The following is a 21,314-nucleotide window of genomic DNA, read 5'->3' as shown; positions in this document are numbered from 1 at the left end:
TAACTCGTATGAATCTAATGAAATCAAGTATCGCTCTGTTGATATCATCGGTTTTGATTCCCGCTCACGCGGCGAACTTAAACGATGCACAAGCTGTGCAGAGTAAAACAAACCAGTCGTCGGCGGTAAGCCAAAAACGTATTGATGCAAGCGCAGAAAAATCACTTACTCTAGAAGCTGAAATTGAGCAGCTGCAAGAGGAAGTCGGTAACTTGAAGATTTATCGCGATCATCTTGCAAGCCTTGTTGAGAGCCAAAATCAAGAAGTTGATAGCTTGAACGAGCAAATTGAGCAGATTGCTCAAACTCGTCAAGGTGTCGTGCCTTTGATGTATCACATGCTTGAGGGCTTAAAAGTGCTCGTCGCTAACGACAAGCCTATACGCAAAACGCAGCGTGAGGAGCGAATTGCAAAGCTGGATTCCATGATGACGCGTGCAGACGTTGCAGATGCAGAGAAGTTTCGTCGTATTTTAGAAGCGTACCAAATTGAAATGGATTATGGCACCAAGCTTGGCGTTTACCAAGGCAAGATTAACCTAGGTGACAATGAAGCTGTGGAGGCGGACATTCTCTATTTAGGGCGTTTGTCTTTGGTAGCGCGTAGCTTATCTGGTGACTCATTTTGGAGCTGGTCACAGCAACAACAAGCATGGCAACAAGTGGGTTCTGAGCAAAAATCAGAGCTAGACAAAGCGTTCGCTATGGCGAATAAACAGATCGCGCCGAGTATGTTAACTCTGCCAGTGTCGTTAACCGCTGCGGAGGGCAAATAAATGATGAAAAAATGGTTATCGGTTGCATTAATCTCGACAGCCGCATTAATGCCTCATACAACTTTTGCTAGTGATGCGTTGTTACAAAAGGCGCAGCAAGAAAATCGTCAACAGCAATCGCACAATGTCGCGCGTGAATCAGGTTTTAAGCAAACAGAGCAAGAGCTACAGGCTATAAAGAATAAATTGGTGGCAGAGCGGGCTGCTCTTCAAGCAGAAGCGGACTCATTAAGTGTTACCTTCGGTGAAAATGAAGCAGAACTGGCACAGCTAGAAGAAAAGTTGCGTCTAGAAACCGGGAGCCTAGGTGAGTTATTTGGCGTCGTTCGCCAGAACGCAAAAGAGCTAGAGTCTGAGCTAAAAAGCTCAGTAACCGGTGTTGATGCAAACTCATATCAGAAAGATATCGATGCTATTGTTGCGGCTAAATCACTGCCAACGTTGACCCAACTTCAGGCGATGTGGCGCAGCATGGAAGAACAAATCAAAGCAAGCGGTGAAATGGCAAACGTCTCTTTCACACTGCTAAATGGCGAAGGTCGTGAACAAACGGTTAATGGTGTTCGTCTTGGTTCTATGGCGCTGCTGGATAAGACTGGCTACGTTAAGTGGAATGGTCAACGCGGAGACGCGGTAAACTATCTTCGTCAGCCTGAGAACGGTCCAACAGCGAATACTATTTCCTCTGGTGACATTGATGCACTTGTCATTGATCCGTCACGTGGCATTCTTCTTGAACAGCTTGCAAACTCACCGACTTTGGCTGATCGCCTAAATGCGGGTGGCGTTGTCGGTAAAATCATCCTTGGTTTATTGGCTATCGGCCTATTGATTGCGCTCGTACGTGGTGCATCACTGATGATTTCGCGCCAGAAAATCATGAAGCAACTGAAAACCCCAGTGCAGCCAGGAGACAACCCTTTGGGTCGCGTGCTTGCGGTATACCAGAAAGACAAGCATCGCAGCGTAGAAGCGTTAGAACTACGTCTTTTGGAAGCTGTTGTTGATGAGCAAACCCACCTAGAAAAAGGGTTGTCGATGCTTAAGCTTCTTGCTGCTCTAGCTCCTATGCTTGGCCTACTAGGCACGGTAACGGGTATGATCGAAACCTTCCAAGTCATCACTCAATTTGGTAATGGTGATCCGAAAGTAATGGCGGGTGGTATTTCAATGGCACTTGTGACTACCGTACTTGGCCTTGTTTCAGCCATGCCTTTGCTATTAGCGCACAACGTATTGAGCTCTCAAGCAGAAAATATTCGCAGTATCTTAGAAAAACAAGGCATCGGTTTAGTTGCAGAACAAGCTGAGCGTGATATGCCGAGTAACAAAAGTCACTCTAACACCTTAGCGGAGAACGCAGCGTAATGGAGCAGATCCTACTCAGCACATTGGGTTTGATCAGTGAGGATTGGGCCACAACATTGATGAGCTTTATGCAGCAAGGTGGTCAAATCCTATGGTGGCTGGCCGCCGTCGTGGCGGTGTGCTGGCTGTTGGTTATGGAGCGAGTTATTTATCTCACAACGGTTTTCCCTGGGGTAAAAAAACAGCTTTGTGAGCAGTGGCAAGCAAGATCAGAGCACCACTCTTGGTACGCGCATCAAATCCGTGAAGGATGGATTGCAAAAGCGCAAATCGAACTGCGCCAAAACCTATCGACTATTAAGCTACTTGTGGCGGTTTGCCCAATGCTAGGGTTGTTAGGGACGGTGACAGGCATGATTACGGTGTTTGACGTAATGGCATCGCAAGGCAGCAGCAATCCGAAATTGATGGCTTCTGGTATCTCACTTGCTACGCTGCCAACCATGGCAGGTATGGTAGCAGCGCTTGCGGGCATGTTTATTCATGCTCGTCTTAGCAAAGTGTGTGAACGAAAAGCTATCCAGTTAGAACAATCTTTAAGGAGTCAAAAGTGAGACTCGGACGCAGACCTAACCAACAAGATGAAGCTCAAGTCGATTTAACCTCGATGCTTGATATCGTCTTCATCATGTTGATCTTCTTCATTGTGACCAGTTCGTTTGTACGTGAATCCGGTGTAGAAGTGAATCGCCCTCAGGCTTCTAATGTAGTAAGCCAAAAAGATGCGGGCATTTTTATCGCAGTAACGGCAGCGAATGATGTGTACATCGACAAACGAGTGGTTGATATTGAGCGTGTTGAGGCCTCTATTGAGCACCTGTTACTTGATCAGCCTGATGCCTCGTTAGTTATCCAAGCTGACGAGCATGCTTACAATGGCACTGTCGTGAAAGTGATGGACGCTGCAAAGGCGGCGGGTGTGAAGAACATTGCATTGGCGGCGGAGAAACCTTAATGGGCAGGCTGTTACTTGCACTACCAGCATCACTGTTAATTTCTGTGAGCTTGTTTAGCTTTATGGCGTGGATGGTTGATAAAGGCAACCAGCGTGCACCAGAAGCTTCAGAAGCCGTTCGTTTTGATATGGTGATGGTAGAGAATGAAGCAGACGTGCAGCGTCGTCAACGTTCAGTGCCGGAGCAACCAGAGCCACCTCAAGCGCCGGAGCCAATGGATCTGTCTCAAGCTGACACTCAAATGGAACCAATGAGTCAGATGACGCCAGTCAGTGCTTTAGGTTTAAACACAGCCCTTGAAGGCATCGCGATTAGCGCCCCAAACTTGAAGGGAACAATGGGCAACCAGCAAGCACTGCCGTTGTATCGTGTTGATCCTCGCTATCCAAGTAAGGCGCTGAAACGTAGAGTGGAAGGTTATGTCATTATGCGTTTCACGATCGATGCAACTGGACGACCAAAAGATATTGAAGTGATCGAGGCTGAGCCCGAGCGCATGTTTGAAAGGGAAGCAATCCGTGCGCTTAAAAAATGGAAGTATCAGCCAAAAGTTGAGGATGGTGTGTCAATTGAGCAGTTCGGACAAACCGCTAAAGTGGAGTTCAAGTTAGCCAAATGATGAAAAAATTCTTAATCGGTACGGTATTAAGCCTGAGTGCACTCTCAACCATTGCCAGTGAGTTAAGCCAATACACCGCAGCGAGAGTTCAACGAGCACATAATTTGGCTCAAGAAGAGAAACTGAAAGAAGCGATTTCATCTCTTGAAGCTATGGAGCTTTCTCGTGGATATGATCAAGCTTATGTCGCTCGAATGTTGGGTATTTTTTACTGGCAGAATGAGCAAACTCAAGCGGCGATTAAGCAACTTGAGTTGGCAGTCAATAGTGGTTTGCTACAAGATGAGCAAGCATGGCAAACCCGAAAAATGTTGGCTGATATACTGCTGAACGAGCAACGTTTTTCTAAGGCGTTACCTCATTACTATGCCTTGAGCCAAAACATTCCTAAAGGTCAAAAAGCGCATGAGCTATGGCTGCGTATTTCCCAATCTCATTATCAACTGAGTCAGTGGCAAAAAGTGCTTTCAGCAATGGCTCGTTATGAGAAATTTGGTCAGCCAGACAAGCTTGGCGCATTGTCGATAAAGCTTTCTGCTGAGCTAGAACTGAAAAAGTGGAAGCCGGCAATCTCGACCATCAAACGCTTAATCGTGATTGAACCTGAACGAATTGAATGGTGGCGTCAGCTTGTTGCTCTATACCTACGGGTTGATGACAACAAACGTGCCCTAGACTCTTTGGCGTTGGCAAAACTGAAAGGGTTACAACTTAGCCAAGATGACTTAAAGCTGCTGGCACAATTGTACGCGAAACGAGGTATTCCTGAGATAGCTGCGTTGGTGATGAACGAGCTAGAGGATGTAAACTCGAATAGTAAGCTAAAAGCTCAGCAAGCAACATATTGGCAAATGGCAAAAGAGTGGGAAGAGTCTATTGATAGCTGGCGTATTGCAGCTCAGCTAGATAGGCAGTATTACTGGAACTATTCTCAACTGTTGGTGCAAGAAGGCCATTATAAAGATGCCATTGCCGCGCTCGATAAGGTCAGAGGTCGTAAAGCGGATGTTGCACTTATCAAAACTCGCGCTTACTACAAACTTAAGCGGTTTGACGATGCGCTCGCTAATGCCAAAAGAGCGAATGAGATTAAGCCATCGAATCAGGCAAAAAGTTGGGTTAAGTATCTATCACAGCTACGCAAAGTAGAATCGACGCAGAACTCATAGCGAACATTTTTATTAAATACCCGAGCTCAGTCTCGGGTATTTTTTTGTTTAAAGTAAACAATGTAAATTAAATGCCAATACGAATGATTATCACCTAAATTATGCCCCACATTTATTGGTGATGATTGTTTCTATGTTGCTTAAAAGCAAAGGTGTTCAAACTTGGGCTCGCCGCCTACATATCTATATTTCGATGGCTCTTCTCTTAGTTACGCTGTTTTTTGCAGTAACTGGTATTACCCTCAATCGCCCCGAATTGTTTGAACGCAGTGAACCTATCATTCAACAACATACTCTGACGGTTCCGCACTCAGTTCTATTCTCACATTCAGATACCTTTCAACCTAATCGTGAAGAACTGGTAGCTTTCTTGACTAAAGAAACCGAGCTTCGCGGCACTCCCTCCGCACTAGATGTGTATACCGAAGTTGAGCAAGGTGAGTTGTTACTCGGAGAGCTTTCTATGGATTTTAAAGGCCCGGGTTATAACGCTACGGTCTTTATTGATATGACTACTGGTGCAGCAGACGTCGAAACGACGCACTACGGTATTGTTGCGCTGCTGAACGATCTACATAAAGGACGCAACAGTGGTGGGATTTGGAAGTGGTTTATCGACGTCACTGCGCTTTTGATGGTGTTTTTTGTTCTTACAGGCGTGTGCTTGTTACTGCCTAAGAAGAAGACGCTCAGAACGTCAATGCAATGGATGAGCTTTGGTACGTTACTGTCGCTCGTAATTTATTTTGTTGCTGTTCCATAACAGCTTTTTTAGAGAACACTTATGTTGAACACAGGAAGATTTTTCCGCCGTAATCACTTTTGTAAAGCCGCTTTGATCGCGGCTTTTACTCCTTTCTCTCTTTCCGCGGCGCCTCTACCAGATAACGCGAAGGTCGACTTCGAACTCGAACTTCCAAAGATAGATACCTCAATGTATGCACGCCCTTATGTGGCGGTTTGGGTTGAAAACGATCAGCGTAAACCGGTTAAAACCATCCAGTTATGGGTAGGGAAAGACGAATGGTTAAAAGATCTACGCAGCTGGTGGAGAAAAGCGGGTCGTTATGATCGTGAACTTGTTGATGCGGTGACTTCTGCAACACGTTCTGCTGGTCAATACCGCTTTGTCTGGGATGGAACCAATGACGCAGGGGAGCGTTTGGAACAAGGAAATTACACGTTGTACGTCGAGGTCGTTCGTGAACACGGTGGGCGAAACTACTTACGTCAAAAAATAACGCTAGCGGACAGTGACGTGCGCTATGAGCTTAAACCAACACAAGAGACGGGTGTCATCACCGTCAATTATCAAGTTAAGTGATTAAAGGACACAACAATGAAAACCAAAATGAAAGCAGTGGCATTGGCGAGTGTAATGGCAATGGGATTGGCTGTAACCACCACCGCGCAAGCACATCCACGTTGGGTTCTGCCCTCTCACTTTACGGTTTCTAAAGAAGGCGGTGACTGGCTGACATTTGATGTTACTGCCTCTCACGGAACGTTTGTTTTTGATAAGCCTGCGGGTAGTGATCAGGCATTTGTGGTGATGCCGGATGGCCGCTCTGAGCGTCCTAACTTTGTTGTTCGTGGCAAGCGTCGCTCTATGTTTGATTTCTTTTTTACAGAAGAAGGCACGCACAAAGTTGCGATTAATAATCAGCCGAGCTACTACACACAATACAAAGCGGGCCGTCGTGATACGGTGAAATGGGCGCGAGCAAGCAAAGCTGAGCGTGGTGATGTGCTTCCCGAGCAAGCGCGTGATGTGGTTACTCAACTAAGTTACACCCGAGCAGAAAGCTACATTACGGTTGGTATGCCAACGGACAAAGCGTTGGAGATTGAAGGCAAAATGCTAGAGATGAAACCGATCACGCATCCATCGGACATCATTGAAGGTGAGCCTGTGACTTTCCAGTTTTTCTTTAACGGAGAGCCACAAGAGGGCGTTACTGCTGAGATTACACGTGAAGGGACCATGTACCGAAACCATCAAGAACAAATCGATGTGGTGAGCGATAAAGATGGCAAAGTGATTTTCACGCCAGAAGTCGCCGGGCGCTACTTAATGAAAGCGAACTACAAAGGTGAATTGAAAGATAATCCATTGGCGGATAAAGCGAGTGCCAATGTTCACCTTACGTTTGAAACTCAACTTAACTAATCGAATTAGGCTCAGCAATTGCTGGGCCATTTTGGAATTATCATGAATAACACTTCTCTTCTAAAAGCGGTTTTGCTTTTTTCTGGATTTGCGTCCTTTCACGCTGCTGCACATTTTCCTCTGATGAGCTGTCACTTGGCGCAAGATAAAGTGATTTGTGAAGCGGGCTACTCGGATGGATCGACAGCGGTCGACTACGATATCGAAATGTACGATTACGACGACAATCTGATCGCCAAAGAAAAAACAGATAAGCGTTCCATCGCAGAATTTACTCACCCTGAAACAGATTTCTATTTGGTATTTGATGCCGGACATGAAAGCCCGGTGGAAGTGGATATCGTTGAGCTGAAAGAGAAATGAGTGTAAAGAAAGTTCGCCCTGATGATGGTAACCGAGAAGGAAAGTGGGTCGCACTGACAATCGCAGCAATTCTCAGTTCAGCAGCCATACTTATGCCCTACCATCAGGTCGCGACTGAAAAGCCAGACATGCAGTCTCATCAAGTGTTAATCACGGATTTACATCAAAATGAGTTGGGGTTGATCGCTGAGCTTAAGCTCGCTCATGAAGAGATTCGTGATTTGCAGTTAGATACCGGAACTTGGCCTGAGATCTCTGATATGGAGGTGCTTTGGATTGCTCCGTTCGTGAAAGACCAAAACTGGAAGCGTAAAGGTTCTCATCAGTGGCAACGAATTGATGACGGTGTCTACATTGGCGTGAAGACCAGTGCCCAAGGCTCTGCTTCCATGCTGTTGGATAGCCGCAGTTCTCAAGCTGATATTTGGTTTAATGATTCTAGCCGTTCGTTAAATGTGGAGGGACTAAGCGATCTAGCTAAACGCCACGATTTCGGGTGGAAACAAATCGTTCTGTCAGACTCTTCCTCTCATTCTCACGCCCATTAAGACAACATAATTGATAAGTACTATGATCAAACGCTCTCTTTTACGTCGTATTCTTACAGCCACCGCGTTATTGACGGTGTCTTCTACTGGCTTTGCTGCCGATAAACTCAGTATTGGTATTACGCTTCAACCTTATTACAGCTATGTTAAAGCCGTTGTTGGTGAGAAGGCGGACATCGTTCCTTTGGTTGATGCTGGTTTTAATCCTCACAACTATTTGCCACAACCTAATGATCTTAAGCGCTTAAATGAAATGGACGTAATAGTGATCAATGGTATTGGTCATGACGATTTTGCACTGAAAGTGATCAAGGCTTCTCAGCGTGATGATCTCGTGGTTATCGAAGCGAACAAAGAAGTGCCTTTATTGCCCGCTATGGGGCAGTCTGTTGGTCAAGGAGCAGTGAACCCTCACACCTTTGTCGGTCTATCAACAACCATTCAAAAGGTTTACACCATCGCGAGTGAGCTAAGCCAATTGGACCCAGACAATGCTACGTTCTATCGCCAAAATGCTCGTAAATACGCGAAAACATTTCGCCTGATGAAGCGTGATGCAATGTTGTCTCTTGGTGAGTTGGACACGGCTGGTATGAAGGTGGCGACAACCCACAATGCTTACGGATATATCCTTCAGGAGTTTGGTGTTGACGTTGCCGCTGTCATTGAGCCTGCTCATGGCGTTGAACCAAGTGCAAGTCAGCTACAGGAAACGATAGAGAAAATTCGTGAATCGGGCATTGATGTTCTGTTTTATGAGCTCAATATGCCGAATCGCTTTGTTGATACCATCGAAGAGGCGACTGGGGTGCAGCTTTATCGCTTTTCTCACATGACTCACGGTGAGTATGAGGCTGATAAAGTCGAGGTTGAGATGCGAGATAATGTGGAAACACTAATCGAAGCCATGAAATTTGTGGCGAGTAAGCGAGCAGGGGAAAAGGCGTAATGACTGGACCTTCCGTTTCCTTAAGTAACGTGGGCCTAAAATACGCCGACAATATCATTTTGCAGAACATCAGCGCCGAATTCGAGAACGCGAAATGTCACGTGATTATGGGACCGAACGGCGGTGGTAAAACCTCTTTGCTTCGTTCGGTACTTGGACTCACGCCATTTTCGGGAAACATAGCGCTCAATTGGCCAGAACCATCAGCTGCATCGGGGAAGATAGGGTATGTGCCACAAAAAGCGATGTTTGAAGCAAGCCTCCCGTTAACCGTGATGGATTTTGTACTGCTTAACCAAACTCGTATCCCTCTATTTTGGCGACGTAAAACGAAACAAACTCAACATGCCCTGGCCCAGCTGGATCGCGTGGGTATGGCAACGCGTAGCGACCGTCGTATGGGGCAACTCTCTGGCGGTGAGCAACAACGTGTTTTGTTTGCGCAAGCTTTACTGGATGAGCCCAATTTATTGGTTTTAGACGAACCTACAACTGGGATGGACGAGCAAGGTGTTCGGTACCTTGAAGGTTTGATTCATGAAGTCGTTGGAGAAGGCAAAACGGTACTGGCAGTACACCATGACGTGACCGCAGTGCGCCGTTTAGACGCGCAGGTCCATGTCGTAAATCGTCAAATTGTGGCGTCAGGGCACCACTCAGATGTGTTAAGTCCTGATCGTATAGAAACATTATTCAAGCACTACACAGCAAAAGTGGAGGCTGCATAATGGATTGGTTGCGAGAGTTAGCGGTTAGCGGCGTTGAAGCTGGATGGTTAAGCGATAGCTTTTCTTATGCCTTCATGGTGAACGCAATTGTGGCAGCGCTGATATTAGGACCATTACTTGGTGGTCTTGGTACATTAGTCATCGCCAAGCGACTGGCTTTTTTCTCTGAAGCGGTTGGGCATGCTGCGCTTACCGGAATTGCGATTGGTGTGTTGCTCGGTGAGCCGCCAGAGAATCCGATCATCGGATTGTTTAGCTTTTGTATGATTTTTGCGCTGTTGCTTCACTTTGTTCGTAATCGTACGAATGTACCTTACGACACACTGGTTGGAGTTTTTCTTGCATTAGCGTTAGCGGTTGGTGCTGCGCTGTTAATGTACGTTGCTCGTAAGATCAACATTCACATGTTGGAGAACGTGTTGTTTGGCTCGATCTTGACTGTGACGGACAACGATATCCTTATTTTAGCGATCAGTTGTTTGATCATATTACTGCTTCTTATTCCAACGTTTAACCGCATTTTGCTAACTTGTATCAGCCCGGATATTGCACGTGTACGCGGCTTTAATACCAGCTTTTATGATTACTTATTTGTCATGATGATCACCTTGGTCACCATCGCCGCGGTAAAGATTATTGGCGCTGTATTGGTTGGTGCATTGCTACTGATTCCTGGTGCAACGGCTCGGTTATTGACTAAACGCATGGGCAGTTTTGTTCTCCTTTCTTCTTTATTGGCAACCATTGCGTGTTTAATAGGAACCATACTGCCGATGGAGCTTGAGCTACCAGTGCCATCAGGCGCATCCATCATCATTGTTTCTGCGGCATTTTTCCTAACAGCAACGGTTTACCGAATTATCCAAAAAGCGTAACCCTTTTTATAAAGTAATGAACATGAAGATAAAAAAATTAGCGATAACTTTTGGTTTGGTTATAGCGACAACACTTCCATCGTTGGCAAGCGCCAAAGATATTTTAACCAGCACTCCCGTCACGTACATGTTGTCTGAGCAACTCATGAAAGGTACAGGGATAGAGACTCAGTATCTGCCTCCAAAGCGTTACGGCGTTGAGCGTCTTGAGAACTGGTTCGCAAATAAAGGTACAGAGCAAGTTAAGCAAGCGGGGCAAGCCGCGACGGTTGCTATTACTCTTGGTGCGATTTGGAAACAAGACCCGACTTATGTTTACGCTCGACAGGGCAACATTCACTTGATTGAAATCGATGCATCGCAGGCCATTTCTCCTAGAGCTCAAGGAGTTGCAGTACTGACATTGGAAAACGGGTCAACATCGAAGTACGCATGGCTGAACCCTACAAACTTAATCCGAATGGCGGGTATTGTCGGAGAGGATCTACAACGTGTATATCCTGAACACCAAAAGGCGATTCAAACGAATCAACAGGCTCTTATGATTAATGTGCGTGAACTGATCAACCAACAACAGGCAGATATCTTCGATAAAGGCATCGATTCAGTGGTACTGATGAGTGAGTCATTAGAGGACTTTGCCTCTGGCAACCAATTGTTTGTGGTTGGGCGCGAATTTAAGCCGGAATTTGAGTGGACAGAAGAAGACAAATTATCTTTAAAAGCTCAGTTTGAGCAAGATAAAACGCTATGGTTAGTGACGGATAAACGACCGTCGAAAACCTTGACATCGCTTATTAAACCGAGCCGCATACTGCAAATTGATGTTATTGACCGCTGGGGCGGTAAGGGTATCAAAACTGAGAAGCCACTCGCACGTTGGGAGATGTGACACGTAAAAAGCCACAGATTTTATGATGGGGAATGAAAAGTTCCCTATTTTTTTGTGATCCAGTTCAAAATGTGAACATTAATACCACTGGTTGCATAAGAAAGTGTTTGTTTCATTTCTATTTCATTACTACTTTGTTATGTGTTCGTTGCGATTGATTCGGATTTAATCTGTTTCTAAGCGAACCGGTACAAACAACTATACGGATGTTAACAATGAAAATGAAAACTCTAGCCGTTGCAGTGGCGGCACTAGCATGTGGTTCACAGGCCTTCGCAGCAGAAGTTTACAACAGCGATGGTACATCTTTATCGATCGGCGGTCACGTTTCAGTTGGCGTGGGTGAGTATTTCGAAGAAGATGTAAAAGTTCACCAAGTGTCTCCACGTATTAACGTTGCGGGTAAGAAAGACATTGGCAACGGTATTACTATCGACGCTAAAGGTGAATGGGCGCTTAACTACCTAAATGGTGGTGAGCAATCGTTCAAAACTCGTCTAGGTTACATCGGTGCTACTCATGAGCAGTTTGGCCGTTTAGTAGCAGGTACTCAATGGTCACCTTACTACGATGTCGCTGGCGTTGCGGATCTACCAATCGCGTTTGCGAACGACTTTTTGTACGACAACCACGGCAACCTAGGCTCAGCTCGTGCTGATAAAATGCTTAGCTACCGTAAAGGTTTTGAATTTGGTGAAGGTTTTGCTTTCAACCTAGGTCTAGGTTGGCAAGGTGAGCAAACTTCAGATGCAACAACATACGAGCAACGTGGTCAAGTTGCATTGAGCGGTTCTGTAGCTGGCTTTGGTCTAGGCTACGTATACAGCGGTGGTGATGTTAAAAACGCGACTCTAGGTACTAAGAACGCTGAATCACACCTATTCTCTGTAAACTACGGTCAGTACGGTTCAGGTCTATACGCAGCAGTAGTATACGGTATGAACGAGTACTTCTACCAAATGCGTAAAGACACTTCTCAACTTGAAGCTCTTTTGGCATACGGCGTAAACGATTGGACATTCAGCGTTAACTACGAAGGCGTAGAAGACGAAGAAGACAATAAGACAGTTTCAAGCGAAACTGCGCTACAAGCAGAGTACGCTGTAACTCCTGCTTTCGTAACGTTTGCAGCTTACCAGTTTGATCTAGGTAACGACTACAACAATGAAGAGAACGACTACTGGACTCTAGGTGCTCGTTACTACTTCTAATAAATAGGCCAGTTTCTACTGCCTAAACACATTTATTGTGTTAACGCCTACTCGTTGTGAGTAGGCGTTTTTCTTTCTGCTATCCTTTGGCTATAAGAGACGCTAGTCATTCTGTGCTTAGGTAACCCCACTCTTTGTTTAGAGAGTGCGTCTATAAAAAATGCCCGCAACTTGCGGGCATTTTTGTTGTTAGAAGAGATGCAGTTCTATTAATACGCTTATTTTTTATCGAGTAAATCGAGGAAGAAGGCATACTCTAGCGCATCTTCTTTTAAGCGTTTAAATCGACCAGATGCGCCGCCGTGTCCGGCTTCCATATCGGTTTTGAACAACAAGACGTTATCGTCTGTCTTCATTTCACGAAGTTTGGCGACCCACTTCATTGGTTCAAAGTACTGTACTTGAGAGTCGTGCAAGCCAGTCGTTACCAACATGTTCGGGTAGTTTTGCGCCTTGATGTTGTCGTAAGGCGAGTAACTCAACATATAGTCATAGTATGTTTTGTTATTTGGGTTACCCCATTCATCATACTCATTGGTGGTCAATGGAATCGATTCATCGAGCATGGTGGTTACCACGTCCACAAACGGAACATGTGCACCGATACCGCGGTACAGTTCTGGTGCTTGGTTGATGATAGCCCCCATTAAGAGACCTCCTGCAGAGCCACCAACAGCGAAGACTTTATCTTTCGCGCCGTAGCCTTGTTCAACAAAACCTTTAGTCACATCAATAAAGTCGTTGAATGTGTTTTGCTTGGTTAGTTTTTTACCGTCTTCATACCAAGGGCGGCCAAGCATTTCAGATCCACGAATATGAGCAATGGCGTAAACAAAGCCGCGATCCAATAGACTCAAACGTGTCGAGCGGAAAGTTGGCTCAATGGTTGCGCCATAAGATCCATAACCATATTGGTAGAGTGGATTCGTACCATCTTTCTTAAATAAGTCTTTACGATACACCAAAGAAACGGGTACTTCTTTACCGTCACGGGCTGTGACCATGATGCGTTCTGATTGGTAATTGTCAGGATTAAAATCACCAAGTACAGGTGTTTGCTTCATGATTTCTGACCCGCCCGTTTTTAGATCGAAATCGTAGTAGGTTCCTGGAGTGGTTAAACTGCTGTAATAAATACGAACTTTCTCGTTATCCAGCTCTAGGTTACCTGTCAAATAGGCAGCAAACGCATCGTCATTAAATGTGAGGGGGAGTTCTTTTCCTGTTGAAAGCTGACGTACAGTGACGCTTGCTAGGCCGTTAGAGCGCTGCTCATAGACGATGTGATCATCGAATAACTCGAAGTCGACAAGTTGAGTGTTGTCGTCTGCGGCAATCACATCTTGCCATTTAGAGCGGTCATGCATGTCATTTTGATGAACTTTCATCAAACGGAAGTTGACGGCTTGATAGTTAGTATAAATGTAGTACCAATCGCCTAGCTTAGAAATACTGTATTCAATGCCATCTTCACGAGGATAGAACGGTTTCGCCTTTGCTTTAGGGTTGTTCGCATCAATAATAGAGACCCCACTGGTTTCTGTACTCGAATGCCAGATATAAATATCTTCGCCATCTTTGCTTTTGCTTAGTGAGGTGTAATAGGCGCTGTCGGTTTCCTCAAAAATCAGCTCATCGCTGCTTTGTGGTGTGCCCAATACATGACGATAAACTTGGTAGCCCAATAAGGTCTGTGGATCTTTTTTGATGTAGTAAAAGGCGTTGTTATCGTTCTGCCATGCGACAGCGCTTGAGGCCCCTTCGATTTCATCTTGTAGGTAATTGCCTGTTGTCAGGTCTTTGATCTTAAGGGTGTACACGCGGCGGCTTAATGTATCTTCGCCATACGCCAATAAGTTTTCATTCGGACTAACGTATAGGCCGCCGATACTGAAAAATTCATGTTCTTTTGCTAGTTCATTGACATCTAAAATGATTTGTTTGTCTTTGCCTGCAAAGTCTTTAGCTCGCAAATGGACTTCGTACTCGTTATCTCCGGTCACTTCACTTGAGTAGAAGTAGTTTCCTTTACGAACAGGTACTGAGTTGTCGTCTTTTGCGATACGCCCTTTAATTTCTTCAAATAGCGTATCTTGAAATGTTTCAGTGTGCTTTAGAACGGTTTCTGCGTACAGATTTTCTTTCTCTAGGTGCTGTAAAATTTCAGGGTCTTTACGTTCGTCGTCACGCATCCAGTAGTAGTTATCAACGCGGGTATCGCCATGAATAGTCATCGCGTGAGGGACTTTTTTCGCAACCGGAGCTTGAGTTTGTTGAGCAACGATCTGTGCTTGGGAGTATTGAGTCATGCTGGGGATTCCTTGATTGCTGCATCCGGCGACAAGCGCGACCGAGACGGCCAACGTAGTTAAAGTGAAACGCATCTGATTTTATCCTTATTGTACACCCAAGTGGCCTCATCCTGAGGGCTGGGCTTTCATTTTGTTAGTGGTTTTCAGTTGTCCATTCTTTGTTATGGGGTATACCGAAAAAGTGAGAATCCTCAATATTTCCGAGTTGGATACTCAATTTGAAGGAAGCTGAAAACACATTGTGTAAGCAGCTGTTATTTTTAACAAATATCAATTCGAAAGTTAAATCATTCTCATCGGGAAATCGATATAGTGTGATATGAAAAAAGGGACACACTTGTTGAGTGTGTCCCTTTTGGATTTTGAAAGTAAGCTGATAATGATCAGATAACTTGCGGTACTTCGTTTGAGTGATTGTGTGCTCGATTCACCCACATTAACCCAAGCATTGCAATTACCGACATTACCATCATCAAAATGCCCAAAGGCATCTGGTTATGCGCTGGAAATAGTGACGCGAGCAAAGTTGCGACACCTGCCCCCAAGTTTTGCATGCCACCCAATGTCGCGCCTGCTGTTCCTGCATGGTATGGGAATGGCGCAATCGCTCCAGTTGTTGCTGCTGGGAAGAGAATACCCGCACCCAAAAAATACACGGTTGCGCCTCCAACCAGCGTTAATGCCGTGGTTAAACCAAACAAGCCTGGGATGAGCACAATAGCAGAGCCTACAAAAATAGAGACCAAGCCTACATTTAGAGCACGACGCTCAGAGCGATGTCTTGCGATGTAGCTAGATAAGCCTGCACCCACCAAGTAACCTGGGATCGGCAATATAAACAGCAAACTTACCGTTGTTGCTGGTAATTCTAATACCCCACCTAACAACACCCCAGCCGCCGCTTCGAATACACCCACACCAGCGAATGTTGCAACCAGGCAAATCAAAAAGCCTTGAAAGCGACGGTCAGACAAAACGTGTTTGTAGCTTTTGGCTACTGGTTCGAATTTGCGTTTCTCTTTTGGTAGCGTCTCCATCATGCTTGTCATCATGGTGATCACAACCGCGATAGCAAATAGCGCTAAGAACAAGTAGCTCGACCGCCATCCGAAAGCTTCTGTTAGGTAACCGCCTAATACTGGTGCCATTAATGGTGAGAAAATCACACACATGCTAATTAAGCTGTTTGCTCTGTGTAGATCAGAGCCTTCAAAGCAATCGCGAGTCAGAGTGCGTGACATCGCACCGCCGCAGCCAATACCTAAGCCTTGGATAAAGCTACCAATCAAGAACCATTCAAATTGATGTGCAAATAATGCTACCAGTGTACCCGCGATGTAGATAAGCAGCCCGACGATGATGATCGGTTTGCGTCCCAAGCGGTCCGATAGTGTGCCATACGCAAATTGCGACAAGCCATATGGGATTAGGTAACAAGCCATCACAGCTTGAAGTGATGACGCAGATACCAAAAACTCGCCCGCCATATGACCGATTGAAGGCACGTACATTGTCTGGGTCATTTGACCCACGGCAGTCAATATAGCGATTAAAAAGGTAAGTTTCGCTAATGGAAACGAAGCAGACATTTGCGTATCTCTCCAAAAAATTTAAGACGTAAAAACCCTTAGCGCTCTTTTACAGAGTGCCAACTGAATTCTTGTGTTGCGGGGGTATTTGCGCGAGATAATAGTGCTTGCTTGTATAATTAGCAATCGAAAAGTGTGAAGTTGAGCAAGATAAAAATCTATGATTTCAATTAGAAAAACTAATCCGATTTTGTTTTCAAAAAGCGGTGCATTTCTTTGTCTAATTACGTTAAATTTTTTACTTTTCGTGAATAGAATGAGCCTTATAGGTAACTGGTTTTAATGGTTAAAGTGCAAAAATAAAGCGTCTGCTCGGTTGAGCTGAGTTCACGATGAAACGAGTGAATAAAAGGTAGAGGAAAGCATCAGAAAGAAAAGGGAGCCGAAGCTCCCTTAGAAATGATTATGTCTATTCGCGCTCAGATGCATATGCGTAAAGCATTTCTAGTGCGATGGTTGCTCCCGCTAGTGCGGTAACATCACTGTGATCGTATGGAGGCGATACTTCGACAACATCCATACCCACGATATTCATGCCGGCTAAACCACGAATAATTTTCAGCGCTTTGTCTGAGTTCAAGCCACCACAAACTGGTGTACCAGTTCCCGGTGCGAAGGCCGGGTCTAAGCAGTCGATGTCAAAAGTGACATATACTGGCTTGTCTGCGACGGTGCGACGAATTTCTTCTAGGATCTCGTTCACCGACATGTCATTCGCTTGCATCGCATTAATCACATTGAAGCCGTGATCTTGCTGTTTGTACTCCGTACGAATGCCGATTTGTATTGAGTTCTTTGCTGAGATCAAACCTTCTTTCGGCGCATGGTAGAACATCGTACCGTGGTCGTATGAACTGCCATTTGCATAGGTGTCCGTATGAGCATCAAAGTGAATCAACGCCATTTGGCCATGATGCTTCGCATAGGCACGCAGGATAGGTAGCGTAATGAAGTGGTCACCGCCCAATCCCAACATGGTTTTACCACTTTTTAGAATTTCACTGGTTGCCGCTTCAAGGCGGTAAGTAAAATCTTCCGCATCACCGCAATCGAACACGAGATCACCTGCGTCGATCACTTTCAGTTTATCCAATACGTTGAAGCTCCACGGGAACTTCTTACCTTCCCATGCCAAGTTGACTGAGGCACGGCGAATTGCATCTGGACCCATACGCGCACCTGGACGACCAGATGTTGCCATGTCCAGAGGGACTCCCAACACCACAACGTCTGCGTCTGCCGATACCGGGTTACGAATGTACGGCAGACGTAAAAACGACATAGAGTTGGAGTAAAGCGAATAATCAGTTTTAGTAAACAAATCATTCATATCAGAAGTCCTCTAAATAGGTATATCCTGCTAGACCTTGTTCTAGTTCTGCTAGGATTTGTGCTTGTTCATTGGCTTCAACTCGCTGTGAAACCAATTGTTTATAATTGTCACGAATCGCATCCACGTCGATATGAACGTAGCGCATCATGTCTTCTACACTATCACCTTCGTTGATGTAACTGATCTCAAATTGACCATGTTCATCAACATTGACTACAGCACTGTGGGTATCACCAAATAGGTTGTGCATGTCACCAAGGATTTCTTGGTATGCGCCTACTAGGAAAAAGCCCATTAGGTACGGTTTGTCTTTGCTCCAAGCTGGTACAGGTAGCGTGCTCTCGATGCCTTGACCATCAACGTAGTGATCGATCGCGCCATCAGAGTCACATGTGATGTCCAACATCACTGCACGACGTTCTTCCGCCTCGCCAAGACCAGAAAGTGGCAGAACAGGGAACACCTGATCAATACCCCAAGCATCTGGTAGAGATTGGAAGAGAGAGAAGTTCACGAAGAACTTATCTGCAAGACGTTCGCTCAACTCGTCCAGAATCGGACGGTGGAAGCGATTCTTAGTGCTCATCTTTCGGCTTAATTCGAAGTAAATGCGTAGTGACAATTGTTCTGCCCACGCACGTTGTTCCAAGTTAAGCACGCCTGTAGCAAATTGAGAGTGCACTTCTGCCAAATCACTTTGGGTATCATTGTAAATCTCAATTAACGCACGAGCGTCTGTACCATCTTGTAAGTTTTCCCAGTTTCGCCACATGTTTTGTAGCAAAAGCGGAGCGTCATCATCAAGCTCATGTACTTCTTCCGGTAGGTACGACTCGGTACCAATTACGTTAGAAATCAATACAGCGTGGTGCGCTGTTAGCGAGCGACCCGATTCCGAAATGATCACTGGCATTGGTTGTTCGTATTGCAGACACACATCGCCCACTGTGTTCACGATATTACGTGCGTATTCTGCAAGGCCGTAGTTCATCGAATTCGATGATTGGCTGCGTGTGCCGTCATAATCCACTGCCAAGCCGCCGCCCACATCGAAGTACTCGATGTTTGCACCGAGTGCGCGTAGTTCGCAGTAGAAACGTGCAGACTCGTTCACACCATTGCGTACATCACGGATGTTTGCCATCTGTGAACCAAGGTGGAAGTGAACCAGTTGCATCGCGTCTAGGTTGCCTTCGCGTTTAAGACGTTCAATAACGCTAAGCACTTGCGATGCTGATAAACCAAACTTCGATTTTTCACCGCCACTTGCTTGCCATTTCCCTGCGCCTTGAGAGGCGAGGCGAATGCGTAAACCAAGGCGCGGTTTTACGCCCAAACTTTTCGCTTCTTCTAGTACCAGATCCAGCTCAGAAAGCTTCTCTAGTACGATGAATACCTTGTGACCCAGCTTTTCACCGATCAGTGCAAGACGCACATACTCACGGTCTTTGTAGCCATTACACACGATCACGGAGCTACCTTGTTGAGCCAATGCAAGTACCGCCAACAATTCTGGCTTACTACCCGCTTCAAGACCAAGCTGCTTGGTTTCTAGTTGAGCTTGGCTCGCTAGAATTTCATCCACCACTTCACGTTGTTGGTTTACTTTAATTGGGTACACCAACAAGTATTTGTTTGGATATTGGTATTCTTCAATTGCTTGGTTGAATGCGTGGCAAATACCATGCACACGTTGGTGCACGATTTGCGGGAAGCGTACTAATACAGGCAGATTTAACTGCTTCGCTTCTAGCTCATTTACAATAGCGCTGAAAGGGATTTGATGTGCACGATCACTACGTGGTGATACATATACTTCGCCTTGGTCATCAATGCCGTAGAAACCTTGGCTCCAGTAGTGAACGTTGTAGTCCGCGCGGATGCGGTCTAATTTAGTTGCTTTTTCCAACTCGATTCTCACAAAAATGTACTTAACTCCTTAATTAATTAGAAGGAAAAGTACAAAAAAGCAAATCATGAGGTATTTACCTCATACCCTGACACGAACTCCGTGTGCGCGCATTAACGGATAAAAGGGCCCTTGAGTCTAATGATTAAAATCTATCATCTCGATTATGATTTGTTGTCGTCGCTACGTGTGAATATTTGTTTACCGAAGCGTCCATTCTGCTGTTATAGTTGGTCTGACCAGTAAGGATTCGGTCATGAAGCATCTCACTAAAATAAGGACATATTTTGCAGCTGCACAGAATTCAGGGGTACATTCAGACCATGTATCTCGCCGAATATCCCGATAAATTATTGTTGCTTGATGGTGCCAGTCGAGCAGACATCCCTCATCTTAAAGACTTTATTGAACATCAACTCCATCGTCCTTTTTCTGACCTAAAGTTGGTTGTTGTGACCCACATGCATCCAGACCATGCTGGTGGTGCGCACAAACTACGTGATTTAACAGGATGCAAGCTATTGGCCGCAAAGCGAGAGAACCAGTGGTATAGCGGTGTAGACGGTTGGCTAATGCATTTGACCGATTTGATGTTAGCACGCTGGATGGCGAATCGGATGCGTAAACCAAAGCAAAACCTGTGGTATTCCCGCAAGCTAAAGCCAGATATTGAACTTATTGATGGAGAGTTTATTCCTGGATTTGATGATTGGCAGGTGCTAGAAACGCTTGGGCATACCGACCGAGATCTGTCGGTTTATCATTCTGAACAAGATGTGCTGTATGTGGCGGATTTAATGGTGCAGGTGAAAAAGCATCTGATTGCGCCGTTTCCCATATTTCATCCGAATCAATATCGGCAATCATTAAAGCGTGTGTTTGAGATGAATCCGCAATGTTTGCTTTTGGCACATGGGGGAGAGGTAACTTTGGATGAAAAAGCGTATCAGCACATTTTGAATACAGCGCCGACTAAGCCAATGACGCACTGGCGAGTGACAAAAGTTAAAGCGAAGGGATTGTTGTTTGCGTTATTTCGTAGGAAGTAGGCGAAGATAAAGTCAGACGAGTGATGCTCAACAAAAACGTTCGATCACTCATCTGAAGCTACGGGGTTAAGATGCCAATAAGTGAGATTGGCTAGGATCAACGAGCACTTTGTCTGCCATGCCCTGACGACCTAACAACATCATGTAAGTCATTTTTTCACGGTTAGTCAACGTAATGTCGATTGGCCATTGTTGGTCGCCCATACGCAGCATCGTTGTGATCACGCAGCGGTGCTCAAAAGTACCGTTAGAAGATTTAACCTTACGGTTTGCTTTTAGTTTCGCTGTGCAGCGAACCACTTGTTCTAAATGGTATACATCTGGGTGCAAATCGAATGCAACATAAGACTGACCATCTTTTTCAAAGCAATCAATATTGTCTACATGTAATGAAGAGGTTTGAGCGCCTGTATCAATACGCGCTTCAAGGTGAGTAATCCCTAACTCTGGCAAGCAAATAGCTTCGGCATTCCCAATGATCATTTTCTGATTCATAGT

General features: G+C 45.4%; 22 protein-coding genes. 17 read left to right on the top strand and 5 right to left on the bottom strand.

Annotated features, from left to right (window positions below; all coding sequences use genetic code 11):
* Positions 1 to 8: 8 nt before the first annotated feature.
* The 16 genes from R7D93_RS11050 (at position 9) to R7D93_RS10975 (ending at position 12,624) form a co-directional block, all read left to right on the top strand.
* A complete protein-coding gene (locus tag R7D93_RS11050; RefSeq protein WP_225496553.1) occupies positions 9 to 776 on the top strand; it encodes a DUF3450 domain-containing protein in 768 nt (255 codons plus the stop codon).
* The gene (locus R7D93_RS11045) at positions 777 to 2,144 is read left to right on the top strand and encodes a MotA/TolQ/ExbB proton channel family protein (protein WP_053304674.1); all 1,368 of its coding nucleotides are present in this window, start codon (positions 777 to 779) and stop codon (positions 2,142 to 2,144) included.
* The gene (locus tag R7D93_RS11040; protein ID WP_017635540.1) at positions 2,144 to 2,698 is read left to right on the top strand and encodes a MotA/TolQ/ExbB proton channel family protein; all 555 of its coding nucleotides are present in this window, start codon (positions 2,144 to 2,146) and stop codon (positions 2,696 to 2,698) included. The genes R7D93_RS11045 and R7D93_RS11040 overlap by 1 nt, the downstream gene beginning before the upstream one ends.
* Positions 2,695 to 3,099 carry an ExbD/TolR family protein gene (locus tag R7D93_RS11035; RefSeq protein WP_005374257.1) on the top strand — a complete coding sequence of 135 codons (405 nt, stop codon included), beginning with the start codon at positions 2,695 to 2,697 and terminating at the stop codon, positions 3,097 to 3,099. The genes R7D93_RS11040 and R7D93_RS11035 overlap by 4 nt, the downstream gene beginning before the upstream one ends.
* A complete protein-coding gene (locus tag R7D93_RS11030; RefSeq protein ID WP_005374256.1) occupies positions 3,099 to 3,719 on the top strand; it encodes an energy transducer TonB in 621 nt (206 codons plus the stop codon). The genes R7D93_RS11035 and R7D93_RS11030 overlap by 1 nt, the downstream gene beginning before the upstream one ends.
* Positions 3,716 to 4,888, top strand: coding sequence for a tetratricopeptide repeat protein (locus R7D93_RS11025; protein WP_225496551.1), 1,173 nt, complete (start codon positions 3,716 to 3,718; stop codon positions 4,886 to 4,888). Before R7D93_RS11030 ends, R7D93_RS11025 begins: the two co-directional genes overlap by 4 nt.
* 133 nt (positions 4,889 to 5,021) lie before the next feature.
* Positions 5,022 to 5,651, top strand: coding sequence for a PepSY-associated TM helix domain-containing protein (locus R7D93_RS11020; protein ID WP_021035904.1), 630 nt, complete (start codon positions 5,022 to 5,024; stop codon positions 5,649 to 5,651).
* A 21-nt stretch (positions 5,652 to 5,672) separates the two neighbouring features.
* Positions 5,673 to 6,212: a DUF2271 domain-containing protein gene (locus R7D93_RS11015; protein ID WP_225496549.1), complete on the top strand. Its 540-nt coding sequence runs from the start codon at positions 5,673 to 5,675 to the stop codon at positions 6,210 to 6,212.
* A 15-nt stretch (positions 6,213 to 6,227) separates the two neighbouring features.
* Entirely contained in the window at positions 6,228 to 7,058 is an 831-nt protein-coding gene (locus tag R7D93_RS11010; RefSeq protein ID WP_025768070.1) for a DUF4198 domain-containing protein, read from the top strand.
* A gap of 42 nt (positions 7,059 to 7,100) precedes the next feature.
* Positions 7,101 to 7,421, top strand: coding sequence for a hypothetical protein (locus R7D93_RS11005; RefSeq protein WP_225496546.1), 321 nt, complete (start codon positions 7,101 to 7,103; stop codon positions 7,419 to 7,421).
* The gene (locus R7D93_RS11000; RefSeq protein WP_225496544.1) at positions 7,418 to 7,969 is read left to right on the top strand and encodes a DUF6162 family protein; all 552 of its coding nucleotides are present in this window, start codon (positions 7,418 to 7,420) and stop codon (positions 7,967 to 7,969) included. The genes R7D93_RS11005 and R7D93_RS11000 overlap by 4 nt, the downstream gene beginning before the upstream one ends.
* Before the next feature lie 22 nt (positions 7,970 to 7,991).
* A complete protein-coding gene (locus R7D93_RS10995; protein WP_005374249.1) occupies positions 7,992 to 8,918 on the top strand; it encodes a metal ABC transporter solute-binding protein, Zn/Mn family in 927 nt (308 codons plus the stop codon).
* Positions 8,918 to 9,646, top strand: coding sequence for a metal ABC transporter ATP-binding protein (locus tag R7D93_RS10990; protein WP_017635536.1), 729 nt, complete (start codon positions 8,918 to 8,920; stop codon positions 9,644 to 9,646). The genes R7D93_RS10995 and R7D93_RS10990 overlap by 1 nt, the downstream gene beginning before the upstream one ends.
* On the top strand, positions 9,646 to 10,521 hold the full coding sequence (locus tag R7D93_RS10985) for a metal ABC transporter permease (RefSeq protein WP_005374244.1): 876 nt from the start codon (positions 9,646 to 9,648) through the stop codon (positions 10,519 to 10,521). Before R7D93_RS10990 ends, R7D93_RS10985 begins: the two co-directional genes overlap by 1 nt.
* A gap of 22 nt (positions 10,522 to 10,543) precedes the next feature.
* On the top strand, positions 10,544 to 11,413 hold the full coding sequence (locus R7D93_RS10980; RefSeq protein WP_225496542.1) for a metal ABC transporter solute-binding protein, Zn/Mn family: 870 nt from the start codon (positions 10,544 to 10,546) through the stop codon (positions 11,411 to 11,413).
* A 215-nt stretch (positions 11,414 to 11,628) separates the two neighbouring features.
* The gene (locus R7D93_RS10975) at positions 11,629 to 12,624 is read left to right on the top strand and encodes a porin (RefSeq protein WP_017635534.1); all 996 of its coding nucleotides are present in this window, start codon (positions 11,629 to 11,631) and stop codon (positions 12,622 to 12,624) included.
* Positions 12,625 to 12,842: 218 nt separating this feature from the next.
* On the opposite strand, the gene R7D93_RS10970 is transcribed toward R7D93_RS10975, so the two are convergent.
* The 4 genes from R7D93_RS10970 to speA form a co-directional block, all read right to left on the bottom strand.
* A complete protein-coding gene (locus R7D93_RS10970; protein WP_225496540.1) occupies positions 12,843 to 15,008 on the bottom strand; it encodes a S9 family peptidase in 2,166 nt (721 codons plus the stop codon).
* Between the two features lie 311 nt (positions 15,009 to 15,319).
* Positions 15,320 to 16,525 carry a multidrug efflux MFS transporter EmrD gene (gene emrD, locus R7D93_RS10965; RefSeq protein ID WP_213867529.1) on the bottom strand — a complete coding sequence of 402 codons (1,206 nt, stop codon included), beginning with the start codon at positions 16,523 to 16,525 and terminating at the stop codon, positions 15,320 to 15,322.
* Positions 16,526 to 16,934: 409 nt separating this feature from the next.
* Positions 16,935 to 17,855 carry an agmatinase gene (gene speB / locus R7D93_RS10960; RefSeq protein ID WP_005374233.1) on the bottom strand — a complete coding sequence of 307 codons (921 nt, stop codon included), beginning with the start codon at positions 17,853 to 17,855 and terminating at the stop codon, positions 16,935 to 16,937.
* Position 17,856: 1 nt separating this feature from the next.
* Entirely contained in the window at positions 17,857 to 19,767 is a 1,911-nt protein-coding gene (gene speA / locus R7D93_RS10955; RefSeq protein WP_033906546.1) for an arginine decarboxylase, read from the bottom strand.
* Between the two features lie 323 nt (positions 19,768 to 20,090).
* Here speA and R7D93_RS10950 point away from each other — a divergent pair, with 323 nt between their 5' ends.
* Positions 20,091 to 20,816 (top strand): MBL fold metallo-hydrolase, encoded by a 726-nt coding sequence (locus R7D93_RS10950; protein WP_053304689.1) that lies wholly within the window; start codon positions 20,091 to 20,093, stop codon positions 20,814 to 20,816.
* Between the two features lie 66 nt (positions 20,817 to 20,882).
* On the opposite strand, the gene R7D93_RS10945 is transcribed toward R7D93_RS10950, so the two are convergent.
* The gene (locus R7D93_RS10945) at positions 20,883 to 21,311 is read right to left on the bottom strand and encodes an ATP-dependent zinc protease (protein ID WP_005384193.1); all 429 of its coding nucleotides are present in this window, start codon (positions 21,309 to 21,311) and stop codon (positions 20,883 to 20,885) included.
* Positions 21,312 to 21,314 lie beyond the last annotated feature (3 nt).

The organism is Vibrio sp. YT-15, from assembly GCF_033337445.1.
In the GTDB taxonomy this organism is placed as follows: domain Bacteria; phylum Pseudomonadota; class Gammaproteobacteria; order Enterobacterales; family Vibrionaceae; genus Vibrio; species Vibrio alginolyticus.
Note: the sequence above shows the minus strand (reverse complement) of the source record. Positions and strands in the feature narration are given on the sequence as shown.